Source organism: Vibrio tubiashii (genome assembly GCF_028551255.1).
In the GTDB taxonomy this organism is placed as follows: Bacteria; Pseudomonadota; Gammaproteobacteria; order Enterobacterales; family Vibrionaceae; genus Vibrio; species Vibrio tubiashii_B.
In genome coordinates this window covers 888243-900722 of sequence record NZ_CP117029.1, presented here as the reverse complement: position 1 = coordinate 900722, position 12480 = coordinate 888243, and the positions used below count along the sequence as shown (strand labels likewise).

13 protein-coding genes are annotated in these 12480 nt (G+C 45.7%); 10 read left to right on the top strand and 3 right to left on the bottom strand.

Translation table 11 applies throughout. The features are described from left to right. Positions 1 to 2: 2 nt before the first annotated feature. Positions 3 to 284: a winged helix-turn-helix domain-containing protein gene (locus tag LYZ37_RS04105; protein WP_004744549.1), complete on the bottom strand. Its 282-nt coding sequence runs from the start codon at positions 282 to 284 to the stop codon at positions 3 to 5. 225 nt (positions 285 to 509) lie between these two features. On the opposite strand from LYZ37_RS04105, the gene LYZ37_RS04100 reads away from it, so the two are divergent. Genes LYZ37_RS04100 through LYZ37_RS04085 form a run of 4 tightly spaced genes read left to right on the top strand, consistent with a single transcriptional unit; the run spans position 510 to position 2874 of the window. Next, on the top strand, positions 510 to 857 hold the full coding sequence (locus tag LYZ37_RS04100) for an ArsC family reductase (protein ID WP_272786612.1): 348 nt from the start codon (positions 510 to 512) through the stop codon (positions 855 to 857). Between the two features lie 21 nt (positions 858 to 878). Further along, a complete protein-coding gene (dapE, locus tag LYZ37_RS04095; protein ID WP_272786610.1) occupies positions 879 to 2012 on the top strand; it encodes a succinyl-diaminopimelate desuccinylase in 1134 nt (377 codons plus the stop codon). A 2-nt stretch (positions 2013 to 2014) separates the two neighbouring features. After that, on the top strand, positions 2015 to 2689 hold the full coding sequence (locus tag LYZ37_RS04090; RefSeq protein WP_272787140.1) for a M15 family metallopeptidase: 675 nt from the start codon (positions 2015 to 2017) through the stop codon (positions 2687 to 2689). A gap of 8 nt (positions 2690 to 2697) precedes the next feature. Beyond that, positions 2698 to 2874 (top strand): DUF2897 family protein, encoded by a 177-nt coding sequence (locus tag LYZ37_RS04085; protein WP_004744545.1) that lies wholly within the window; start codon positions 2698 to 2700, stop codon positions 2872 to 2874. A gap of 26 nt (positions 2875 to 2900) precedes the next feature. Here LYZ37_RS04085 and LYZ37_RS04080 read toward each other — a convergent pair whose 3' ends face one another. Both LYZ37_RS04080 and syd read right to left on the bottom strand, forming a co-directional pair. Continuing rightward, positions 2901 to 3677 carry a Zn-ribbon-containing protein gene (locus LYZ37_RS04080; RefSeq protein WP_004744544.1) on the bottom strand — a complete coding sequence of 259 codons (777 nt, stop codon included), beginning with the start codon at positions 3675 to 3677 and terminating at the stop codon, positions 2901 to 2903. 2 nt (positions 3678 to 3679) lie between these two features. Continuing rightward, positions 3680 to 4225, bottom strand: coding sequence for a SecY-interacting protein (gene syd, locus LYZ37_RS04075; protein ID WP_272786608.1), 546 nt, complete (start codon positions 4223 to 4225; stop codon positions 3680 to 3682). A gap of 82 nt (positions 4226 to 4307) precedes the next feature. Between syd and queF the strand changes: the two genes are divergently transcribed. From queF to LYZ37_RS04045, 6 genes are all read left to right on the top strand, one after another. Then, on the top strand, positions 4308 to 5153 hold the full coding sequence (gene queF, locus LYZ37_RS04070; RefSeq protein ID WP_272786607.1) for an NADPH-dependent 7-cyano-7-deazaguanine reductase QueF: 846 nt from the start codon (positions 4308 to 4310) through the stop codon (positions 5151 to 5153). Between the two features lie 13 nt (positions 5154 to 5166). After that, complete coding sequence (locus LYZ37_RS04065; RefSeq protein WP_272786606.1) at positions 5167 to 7437, top strand: tetratricopeptide repeat protein; 2271 nt, start codon at positions 5167 to 5169, stop codon at positions 7435 to 7437. A 100-nt stretch (positions 7438 to 7537) separates the two neighbouring features. After that, complete coding sequence (locus LYZ37_RS04060) at positions 7538 to 9103, top strand: GGDEF domain-containing protein (protein ID WP_272786605.1); 1566 nt, start codon at positions 7538 to 7540, stop codon at positions 9101 to 9103. Between the two features lie 200 nt (positions 9104 to 9303). Continuing rightward, the gene (gene ppnN, locus LYZ37_RS04055) at positions 9304 to 10668 is read left to right on the top strand and encodes a nucleotide 5'-monophosphate nucleosidase PpnN (protein ID WP_272786604.1); all 1365 of its coding nucleotides are present in this window, start codon (positions 9304 to 9306) and stop codon (positions 10666 to 10668) included. Positions 10669 to 10748: 80 nt separating this feature from the next. Continuing rightward, positions 10749 to 11534, top strand: a complete 786-nt coding sequence (gene xni, locus LYZ37_RS04050; protein WP_272786603.1) for a flap endonuclease Xni — start codon at positions 10749 to 10751, stop codon at positions 11532 to 11534. Between the two features lie 185 nt (positions 11535 to 11719). Continuing rightward, positions 11720 to 12469, top strand: a complete 750-nt coding sequence (locus tag LYZ37_RS04045; protein WP_272786601.1) for a DNA/RNA non-specific endonuclease — start codon at positions 11720 to 11722, stop codon at positions 12467 to 12469. Positions 12470 to 12480 lie beyond the last annotated feature (11 nt).

Here is a 12480-nt window from a genome sequence, read left to right as displayed (position 1 = left end):
GTTTAGAAGCCAAGACTTGCGGCGATGTCTGTCTCCCTGTCTAGTACCCACTGGCTATCGAAAGGTCCCCAGTCAGATAACTGATAATAGCCGTCGTTGTGACGTCGACCATCTTGGACAAACATTAACTCAATGCCAATGCCAGGTAATGCTTTAATCACGTCTTGGATAGTACGACGTGGCCAACCTGTTTGCTCAATCAATTTGGGCACATTTGGGCGCTCTAGATTTTCAACCAGCAATGCGAGATACAAGCGCCTAGCAAAAACAGGACTCAATTCCATTGATACCTCCTTAAAATTTCTAGAGTCATTATTTCTGATTTGCACTGCTAAGTGTTGCGTTTGATCAAAAACTCGACGATCGCCTTAGCTTGAAACACATTTTTTTTGCCCAATGAAATATATACATCACACTTTTGTCTCGCTCCTCACTTCCTGCTAGGATGCAAAAACAAACTAAAAAACTACAAGGGCAGATTGCCCAAAGTCACTTTCAAAGGTTCCACTATGACAATCACCATGTATGGCATTCCTAATTGCGACACGATCAAAAAAGCCAAAAAGTGGCTTGAAGCAGAGGGAGTGGAATATAATTTTCACGATTACCGTAAGCAAGGTATCGACAAAGCGTTGGTCGAAACTTTCTGCCAACAACTTGGCTGGGAAAACGTCCTCAATAAACGTGGCACCACCTACCGCCAACTGACGTCAGAGCAAAAAGAGTCGCTAAACGAAGCGAACGCCATTGAGCTGTTAGTTGAGCAGCCAGCCATGATCAAACGCCCTATTCTGGTTTCAGGTAATGACTACCACCTAGGCTTCAAAGCGGATCAATACGCTTCTATTTTTTCATAATTTTTCGTAAGGATTTCAAGGATGACAGATAGCCCAACTCTGGCTCTCGCAAAAGATTTAATTAGTCGCCAATCGGTAACGCCTGAAGATGCAGGTTGCCAAGAGGTAATGATTGAGCGACTCAAAGCACTGGGCTTTGAAATTGAAGTCATGGTGTTTGAGGACACTACTAACTTCTGGGCTCGCCGTGGTACACAAGCGCCTCTATTCGCCTTTGCAGGTCATACTGATGTCGTGCCAGCGGGCAAATTAGAGCTATGGGAAACCCCTCCTTTTGAACCAACCATTAAGGATGGCTTCTTGCACGGTCGCGGCGCTGCCGATATGAAAGGCTCTTTGGCAAGTATGATTGTTGCAGTTGAGCAATTCATTGCTGAAAACCCAGATCATAAAGGTTCGATTGGTTTCTTAATCACATCAGATGAAGAAGGTCCTTTTATCAACGGCACAGTTCGTGTGGTAGAAGCACTGATGGAGCGCGGCGAAAACATCGACATGTGTATTGTCGGCGAACCGTCAAGTACTGAAGTGGTCGGTGATGTTGTGAAAAATGGTCGCCGTGGGTCTATTACTGGCGATCTTACGGTTAAAGGCATTCAAGGCCACGTCGCTTACCCACACTTGGCGAAAAACCCGGTTCATCAGTCACTCATGGCAATCCATGAACTGGCAACCACTGAGTGGGACCAAGGTAACGACTACTTCCCGCCAACCAGTTTCCAGATTCCTAATGTCCATGCAGGCACCGGCGCTTCGAATGTTATTCCTGGCGAGTTTAACGTTCAGTTCAACTTGCGTTTTAGTACTGAGCTAAATAACGATGCCATTGTTTCACGCGTGACCGAAACACTTAACAAACATGACTTAGACTATGACCTTAAATGGACATTCAACGGCGACCCGTTCTTAACCGATACCGGTGCCTTGCTTGATGCCGTGGTTGATGCGGTTGATACGGTTAACCAAACTAAACCTGCGCTGCTGACGACAGGGGGTACTTCTGACGGTCGATTTATTGCCCGCATGGGTGGTCAAGTGGTTGAGCTAGGTCCGGTAAACGCAACTATTCATAAAGTGAATGAGTGCGTTAAGGTGTCAGATTTAGAGAAGCTAACTGAAATGTACCAGAAGACATTGGAAAACTTACTCGCTTAATGATGACTCCAGAGCAACTGACTGGGCAAGTGACCAGCCACCTTGTAGAAACAATGGTCGGACAAAAATCGTTCTTGGTTCACGCTGCTGTGAGTCGAGATTTACTGGCGCTCAAACAGTCGGCGACTTTGGCTGGATTCAATCTCAATATCGCTAGTGGCTTTCGCAACTTTGATCGCCAAGCCACGATTTGGAATAACAAGATGTCAGGTAAATCCGACATCTTGGATAGCGAGAGCCAAGTCATCAAAGCTGAATCTTTATCTGAAGCAGAAAAGGTGATGGCGATTCTTCGTTGGTCTGCCTTACCGGGCGGCAGCCGCCATCATTGGGGAACTGATTTTGATGTCTTTGATCGAGATAGCTTGCCTCAGGGTGAAACACTCAAGTTGGAACCTTGGGAATATCTCACTGGACATCAGAAAGCCTTTTATGACTGGTTAAGCCGTAATCTGCATGACTACGGGTTCTTTTTCCCTTATGCCCAAGACCTAGGTGGTGTGGCGGCCGAGCCGTGGCATATAAGCCATCAAGCCGTATCGGAGCAGTGCTTAAAGCAGTTAGATGTCACGACACTCAAGCAACAGCTTGCCTCAACGTCGATTTTGGGTCAGCAGACGGTGTTAGAACAGCTCCAAACGATCTACAATCAGTTTGTTAGCAATATTTCAAAATAGGTGTAGTGATGGATTTACTGACTAACCCATGGGTTATTATTGTTATTGTGCTGAGCGTTGTAATAGGCAACATTGCTGCTCTAAAATACACCGCCAATATGAAGTTTGGTCAGTCTGAAAAGAAACCTCACACCGATGACGAAGAGACGACTCCAGAGTCGCAAGATTCAAAAAAAGACGCTTAAATTAGCGTCTTTTTTATTTTCATGTGCTATTTGAGGTGATCCCAAGAGATATTGGAAACAATCCGACAATCATCGCACTTAAAATAGAAGATATCGTGCAATGGTTCATCCAATAACCACTCTCCGCCGCACTTAGGACATTTACGTGCTTTTTCGTCTGCGAGACTTTGTCCACCGACGCGATATTGATAGTAGTACGTAGGTATCTTAGTGATGTATTCGATCCGACCTCGCAAATCCCAACCACGCTTGAATAACACGCTGTCGGTATCGCAGATTTCATGCAGCGCTGCATGCTCAGCTCGACAGCCACCAGCCATTTGAATTTCATCACATGCTTGCCACTCAGTTTGCCATTTTACCACCGCTTTATGATCGCCATTCAATGTCGCTCCATTGCGATAGAGCGGGATTGGCAACAGAGTTTCACCGCTTCTTAGTGGAGAACAAGTATGGACGTAAGTGGTATACAGCACCTGCCAACTTGGTTGCTCCTCTTCCGCTGCCTCTTCCGAATTAAGGTCACGGCCAAGAAGACGCATTTTAGGCGCAAGTAGACTCGCCTCAGACAAGCGGTTTAAGCAAACCTTTACAAAATCAGAATGGTAACTTGGGTGCAAGCTGTCTTGCTCTGGGCAAACCACGCGAACAAAGAACTCACCATCGCCCATCACAATTGGAAACTCACGCCCCAACACTTGGCCGTTATAGCGCAGCGCATCCATCAAACCATTGATCGCTTTGTCTACCGCACTCACCGTAGTGTTATCAAAACACTCAAACTGAAGTTCAACAACGTACATGATTACACCGCAGGTTCTAGGTTAGCCAGAAACTCAGTAATGTCTTGTGCCAATACATCGCGCTTATCTGTGCCTAGTCGCTCTAAAATCACGTTACCCGTTAAGTTGCAGATAGAAACCACATCCAATTCCGCATCCGTAGCGCCGATAAACACGGTTGGTTTTAACTTCAAACGGCGCTGAGTCACCAAATGACCGAGAATGTTCTCTTGCAAACGCACAAAGTCATCATCACTCCACACTTGAAGTAGCGTTAGCTCATTCCCCTGCCATGTGGCATCCATATCCGCACTGTATTGAGAGCCATAAAAGGTTTTGATGTCTTCGTGTAACGTCAGCTCAATGCCGTTTTCAACATTGGTAAAATCGGCTGCTTGATCGCGTTGATACGCTTGCCATTCAACTGCATCATCCGTTTTTTGTTCGACACATGGCGATACAAGATCAACCAACTCTTCGCTTCTAGGAAGATGGCCGTGTGCATCTAGATGAGCCTGACGGTATTTTTCACTGAATGAGAGCAACGCTTGCAAGGCATGATCAGCCATTAGATTCTCCAACATGAATATTCGCTTTTAAGTGCGGGATTGCGTAAAATTCTCGACATTCTAATAGAAAACGAACAAAAGTATGAGCAAATATTCTGATGCGAAAGAGCTTGCTGGGCTAACGCTTGGTCAAAAGACCGAATATTCGAACCAATATGACGCGAGCTTGCTGCAACCTGTGCCTCGTAGCCTCAATCGTGATGACCTAAATTTAGGTGACTCACTACCTTTCCAGGGCTGTGACATCTGGACGCTATACGAACTCTCATGGCTTAACGAGAAAGGCTTACCACAAGTGGCGATTGGTGAAGTCTCCATTCCAGCCACAAGTGCCAACCTAATTGAATCTAAATCATTCAAGTTATATCTAAACAGTTTCAACCAAACTCGTTTTTCTTCTTGGGATCAAGTGGAACAGACGCTAGTCAAAGATCTCTCAGCCTGCGCGGGTGAAACCGTCTCAGTGACAGTGCGTTCTGTTGTGGATTACACGGACTCCGTTGTAGTAACAATGGACGGTGACTGCATTGACGAGCAAGAGATTGAGATTACTAGCTACGACTTTGACCGCACGCTGATTCAAGGCGCTGCAATCGGTGAAGTGGTCGAAGAGAGCCTACACAGCCACTTATTGAAATCAAACTGTCTCATCACCAACCAACCGGATTGGGGCAGTGTCGAAATTCAATACAAGGGTAAGCAAATCGATCGTGAAGCCCTACTTCGTTACCTTGTCTCATTCCGCGAGCACAATGAGTTTCATGAACAATGTGTTGAGCGTATTTTTGCTGACATCATGGAATTTTGTCAGCCTGAATCGTTAACGGTTTACGCACGTTACACAAGACGCGGTGGTTTGGACATCAACCCATATCGCTCCAACGTCAACAGTCAACCTAGTCACAATCAACGCATGGCTCGTCAATAGGAAGTCGACTCTAATGGTAAAAGTACGCTGGAAGCGCTTGCTTGGCGCGTTATTGGTTCTGTTCTCTGCGCCACTTTGGGCAAACACTCTCTACTCATCAGCAGTCCTGAGTGAAGCAAACAGTTTGGTCAACATTGTTCCGAAGCAGGCCAAGCAGCTGGCGACAGACTACCTAACCCAGCGTACTTTGACCGACAAAACCGAGAAAAGCCCTTCCGCCATCTCCCGTGATGAAGCAGACAGCCGAACTCGTACTCCAGGTGGTACGATTGACGCATTGCGCATTCTCGCCAGAGCAGAATTTAACTTAGGCAATGAGCTTGAAGCCTTGAGCTTGTTGAAAGAAGCCAAGTCATTAGCTGAAACTTACAAACTGCCATATTTACTGCTGGATCTAAAACTAGTCGAAATTAGATTAACTTGGCTTATCCAAGGAAACGCTGAATCTGCCAGAGATAAGTTGGCTCAAATAGAGGAAGAGTTCAGCCTTATCGATAACCCACAACAGTTGGCTCGTGGCTTAAAGTATCGTATGACGATGCTAAAAGCTGAGATTGCCTCTGCCGAAGGTAACCTTAAACTCGCCGACCAACTGTACTCAGAAGTTAAGCCGTACGTAGAGAGTTCGAAGTCGATTCATACCGTGATTGAGTACCACACCACGGTGGGTAAGCAGCTGCTCGCCAACAAGAAGTACAATCGCGCTCTATCAGAATTACTGATCAGTTATTGGGCTGCGATTGAAACCGACTCTGCACGTCAACTTGCTGAAGTTAACCGTATTCTCGGGCAGCTATTCTATGACCGCCGTGTTCTCGACAAAGCCAACGACCACTTTTCGCAAGCAGCCGACTTTTACGACAATTACGAGAACTCACCTGCCTTAGCACCACTTCTCAAGCGCATGGGTGACATTTACTACTACCAAGGTAAATACAATCTCGCATTGGTCCACTACTTCAACGCAATGGATCACGAACGGCTGCAAAACAACATCGAAAGCGTAATTGATATTCGTATCTCACTCGCGACAACCTACTTACACTTGGTTAACTACACCTTAGCTGAACAATATCTTGAACGGGCACAAGAGCTACTCCAATACGCAGATATTCCAAGATTAAAGGCCTATGCCTTACTTCTCGAAGCGGGATTAGCACGCCATAAGCAAGAGCCGAAGAAAGTACTAAGTAGTGCCAAGCAGGCGCTAGAAATCGCGCAACAGTTGCAAGACATCAGCATGCAGAAATCAGCTTATCAGATGCTTTATCTCGGCTATGAGCTCAATGGCCAGTATCAAGAGGCTTTGGAGTACCTCAAGCACTACAACTCTCTTGCAACCATTGAACAACAAGAGCTGGATCTGATCAGTGAAGATGCTTTCCGCCAGCAGAAAGAGTTTGTTGAGCAATCTTTGCATTTAAGCGGTCAGCAGCAAGAGTTAGAAGAAACCCATAATGAATATCGCAAGTTTCAGAAAATAACCTTTACCTTATTTGTCATTTCAGCATTGCTATTTATTTTCATCTTGCGTCGTGGGCATGTGATTAATGTGCAAAAAGAAGAGCTCGATGAGCTTAACGAAGATCTTTATACCCACTCGCGTTCAGGGTTAAAGAACTTACGTATGCTCAATGCGAAACTTCCTGCCTCTTTAGAGGAGAGCAGTCATAAGTTTGAGAAGTGGCACGTCGGAGAGTTGATTCATGAACCCTTAAATGACCGCCTGCGCTTCGTTATGATTGACGTACCGTTTTTACGTAACATGTATTTGCAACATGGTTACCAAGAAGGCTTAAAACTAGAACGTGCTTTTGGCGACTATTTAAAGCAGCGCGTTGAGCATCCAGCTAGGATCTATCACTTTTCTGATGCAAACCTGCTTTATATTGAACCAAATAGTAAACGCAACACCGATCCAGAGCAGTTGTTTGAAAAGATCCAGCAATGGATCCTTGAGTTCGAACCCGATCGTTTACTCAACCGCATCATTCGTATTGGCATGGCGGACTACCCCTTCCTACCAAGGGCGTATACTGCGGTTAATGATAAGGAACTAGTTGATGTGCTACTAATGTCAACCAGTACGGCAAGAACGCTGAGCATGAAAGAGCACTCTAGCCAGTGGGTTTACCTGAAAGCGATTGAGAACGCACCTGCTGCAAGTTTAGCCACAGGCAATATCCGCAAGGCATGTAAGCATTCCATCAATCAGGGGCTAATAAAAGTTCACTCTTCTTTCAAGAATGAGGACGGTATCAAAAAACTGCTAAAAGATGAATAAAAGCGCATCAATCAAACGTTGTAAGTCGTGACGCCCGCGAATTATTTGATATTATCGACAGATCACTAGATATAAGTAGATTCTATTTTTAAGTTTATTCATGGGCGTAATCGAACAAGATCTTCAGTCACAGCTGCACAACCTGAAATCTCAATTGGAACAAGTTCGATTGACACAAAGGGATACCTCGTTCAAATTTAATAGAGAACAGAAGGTACTTCAGCGTGTCATCTCGTCGTTAAGTAGTGCTTATAAATGTGAAAACCCGCGACTACAAGCGGGACTCATGGAACTGAAACAAGCTATCGAGCAGCAGCAAGACGTCAGCTCACTGATACCCAAACTAGCGGTATTGGAGCGCTTGCTAAAACAACAAGGCTTGGCTATGGAACAACAAACTGAACATTTGGATTCCCAAATTAAGCATAGTGGTGAAACACTACTACGCTTGACTGGGCTGCCTCCGAAGATCAAGCGCGATCTACGCGATTTACTCAGTTACTCCGATGGCCTTAAGCATCCTAGAGCGGAACAAGCCCTGAGACTGCTTAATCTTTATGAACGTTCCGTAAAAATCATCACAACCAACCCTGATTATAGCGTCAACCAAATTGCGGCTAGTTCGGATCGAGAACTGTTGCTTCGCCTTTCGGAAGAATTGCAGCATCTAATTACTGAACTTGATTTTGAAGGCGAATCTGGCGAACTGCTCACAGACATTCGCGCTAAGTTGCTTATCGGCGTGAACAGCCACGTCTTATTAGAGCTAACACTACAAACGCTTAAGTTAGTGATTGAGGGAACCCATTATGAGCGTAAAACCTCAGAACAGTTCCTCGAACAAATCAACTCTTCCCTCTCTTCATCACTGAAAAGCTCACAGCAAAACTCGCAGCAATCTCAAAGCTATTTTGCCCATCGCCAAGAGATGAACACCGAGTTGTCAGAGCTAGTGACTGATACACAGTCCAAAGTCACCAGTGCAGAGAGTTTAGAATCACTCAAAGAGCAAGTGAATCCATTGCTGGCTCAGCTCAACTCATTGACTGAGCGCTTAAAACACGCCGAACAACGCGAACAAGCCTTAATTGAGCGCATGGATTACGGCAAAAACCAACTTGAAGCTCTATATGAAGTGACTCAAGATTATCGCCGCCGCTTAGAAGATCAAGCCCAACGTATGCTGCTTGATCCGCTAACTAAAGTATACAACCGCGCAGCATTTGGCGATCGCCTGGAGTTAGAGTATCGTCGCTGGATACGAGCGCAACATACTCTCCGCGTCGTCATACTCGATGTCGATGGCTTTAAAGCGATCAACGATAGCTTTGGCTATGCCGCAGGCGATAAAGCACTGAAAATTATCGCTCGAACAATCAAGAAAGAGATCCGTGATACCGATACTGTGGCGCGCTTCTCTGGTGAAGAATTTGTGTTATTGCTTCCTGAACTTTCTGATAGCAATGCCTTCAATATGATCCAAGCGATTCAAAATCAAGTTTCTAAGCTACCGTTTAAGTTCCGTGACCGTAACCTAACCATTACTCTTTCTGCGGCAAGTACTGCGTTCAAAGACTCTGATACGCCTGAAGAGATCTTAGAACGACTCAACCTATGCCTCAATGAAGCGAAAACACTCGGCAAGAATCAACTCGTTTGGCGCTAAGTTGCCCCCTGCTCACCCTCCAATCTATTTCATTAGTGTGATTGATCTATAGATATCAATTAGTTAGGTTTATTATCTGAAAAAAGCTGCTAAGCTTAATAAACGTCTGCTGATTTTCCCCAATGATTAGCAACGTATACGGACAATAACAATAATGATATCTCACTCTCTCTGAGTGCTGTTTCGTCAAGGAGGTCTCTATGATCACACACATTAGTCCAGCAGGTAGTATGGATCTACTCTCTCAACTCGAAGTTGAGCGCCTTAAGAAAACCGCTGCAAGTGATCTTTACCAACTTTACCGCAACTGTACCCTCGCGGTTCTTAACTCCGGTAGCCACACCGACAACTCCAAAGAGTTGCTCGACAAGTACAAATCGTTTGATGTTAACGTCGTGCGTCGAGAGCGTGGTATTAAGCTTGAACTCACTAACGCACCGGAACACGCTTTTGTCGATGGCGAGATCATCAAAGGGATTCAGGAGCACCTATTCTCTGTTCTGCGTGACATTGTCTACGTCAATATGCATCTTGCCGACAATCAGCGTCTCAATCTCACCAACGCTAGCCATATCACTAACCTAGTGTTTGGCATCTTGCGTAATGCAGGTACTCTGACGCCGGGCATCGAACCAAATCTCGTGGTATGTTGGGGCGGACACTCAATCAATGCCACCGAGTATCAATACACTCGTGAAGTCGGCAATGAGCTGGGCCTGCGCGAGTTAAACATCTGTACCGGCTGTGGACCGGGCGCGATGGAAGGGCCGATGAAAGGCGCAGCGATTGGTCACGCGAAACAGCGCTATTATGAGCAGCGTTATTTAGGTCTAACCGAGCCATCGATTATTGCGGCAGAGCCACCAAACCCGATCGTTAACGAGTTGGTGATCATGCCGGATATCGAAAAGCGTTTAGAGGCCTTTGTGCGCATGGCGCACGGGATTGTGATTTTCCCAGGTGGTGCTGGTACTGCCGAAGAGCTGCTCTATATTCTGGGCATTATGATGCACCCTGACAACGCTGACCAACCGCTACCGATTGTTCTGACCGGGCCGAAAGAGAGCGAAGAGTACTTCCGCTCGATAGACCGCTTTATCGGCGACACGCTTGGCGAAGACGCGCAGAAACACTACCAAATCGTTGTTGACGACCCTGCTAAAGTGGCTCAGATCATGAAACAGAGCATGTCGGATGTACGTCAGTACCGCAAAGATACCGGTGATGCCTACAGCTTCAACTGGTCATTAAAAATTGAACCAGAGTTCCAGCTACCTTTCGACCCAACTCACGACAATATGGCGAGCTTAGATTTACACCTTGAACAACGTCCAGAGAACCTTGCAGCGGCACTGCGTCAGGCGTTCTCAGGTATCGTCGCTGGTAATGTTAAGGCGGAAGGGATTCGTGAAATCGAGCGTCACGGCCCATTTATCTTAGATGGTGATGCTAGCTTGATGAAGAAGATGGATAAACTGCTAAAAGACTTCGTTGAACAAGACCGTATGAAGTTACCTGGCGGTACTGCCTACGAGCCTTGCTACCAAATTAAGACATCTGGTTAGCGACTGTTTACCGCACTGACTGGTAATCTCAACCTCAATCTATACAATAAGGGCTTCAAGCCCTTATTTTTTTGATTTGTATGTCTATTCATCTTGTTATCATCGATGCTCTTAACCTGATCCGACGCGTTCACTCCGCGCAACCCGATCCCACCGATATAGCAAGAACCATCAATACGACTACCCGAACCTTGAATCGTATTTTATCCGAGTCACAGCCAACTCACATCATTGCCGTGTTCGATCATCATCTGCAAGAGCGAGGATGGCGAGCTGAGATCTTGCCAGAGTACAAACAAAACCGAAAACCTATGCCAGAGCCTTTGTTACAAGGCTTAGAGTCGATTCAAGATGCGTGGTGGAAGCTTGGCATAGACTCACTACTGTCAGATGGAGACGAAGCCGATGACTTGGTCGCCACATTGGCAACTAAAGTGGCGAATCATGGCGAGAAAGTGACGATTGTGTCGACGGATAAAGGCTACTGTCAGCTCCTTTCTCCAACACTGCAAATCCGAGACTATTTTCAGCACCGCTGGTTAGACGAACCATTTATCGAAGCAGAATTTGGCGTTAAGCCGAATCAGCTTGCCGATTACTGGGGGCTCACAGGCATTAGCTCTAGTCAGGTTCCCGGTGTGCCAGGGGTAGGACCAAAAGCTGCCAAAGAAATCCTCACTCAGTTTAACGATATCGAACAAGCATTCGCCAGTGAAGAGCTCCCTGCTAAGTATCGTAAGAAATTAGACGAGCATATTGAATCAGCGCGAAAATGTAAGACGATTGCGGCACTCAAAACCGACATGGAACTCGGTTTTAACCTGCAAGATATTCGTTTTAATGGAGAGAATGAAGCTACTCAATAGAACATATTAACTATTTGATTAGCAAAGTAATGTTAATTGAATCTGTTGTGAAATCCGTTACTCTCACAAGCTTAATATTTATCTGCTCAATACGGGATCAAGTATTGATTAACATTTAACCACCATCACAGTAACGCAAAGCCAATCAACTATTTTTCATAGCTCCAATAACAAGGAGCATAATAATGAAAAATACTGTTTTACTAACACTTGCTGTTGTCTTTTCTCTACCAACTTTCGCACAAACCTGTGGAAAGCACTTAGATGTAGGCTTGCCTTCAGAGCAACCTGATCAAGTGCTTTGCCGAGATGGGTATGCCGTTGGCTACAACTTTCAAACCAAAAATGCCGATTGGGTGGCTTACCACATTACCGCAGAAAGCGTTAACGCCAGCTTTAAACGTAGTAATAGCTTCAAAGAAGACAGTGAGCTCCCCGACTATGCTCGCTCCACGCTCGCCGATTACAGCGGCTCTGGCTATGACCGAGGACACCTAGCACCATCTGCCACAATGGATTTTAGCCAAGACTCTATGAAGCAGAGCTTTTTGATGAGCAATATGTCTCCTCAGCTTCCGGGTTTTAACCGCGTAGGTTGGCGCATTTTGGAAGAGCACGTACGTGATCTTGCGAATGAGTACAATGAGCTCTACGTGGTCACTGGACCTATCTATCAAGGTAACGAAAACACGATAGGCAACAATGTCATCATACCGAGCGCTTTTTACAAAGTAATCTTAGATCCTGCTTTCAATGAAGCCATTGCCTTCATTGTTCCACATAGAGATGTCTCTAGCATTGAGCTTGCAAGCTTCGTCACTACAATCGATGCGGTTGAACAGCAAACTGGATTAGACTTCTTTTCTCTTATTGCTGACAGCACTGAAGAGAGTATGGAAGCGCAGCTGTGGGAAATGTGGCCAACATCCAACTAGACAAAAACGCT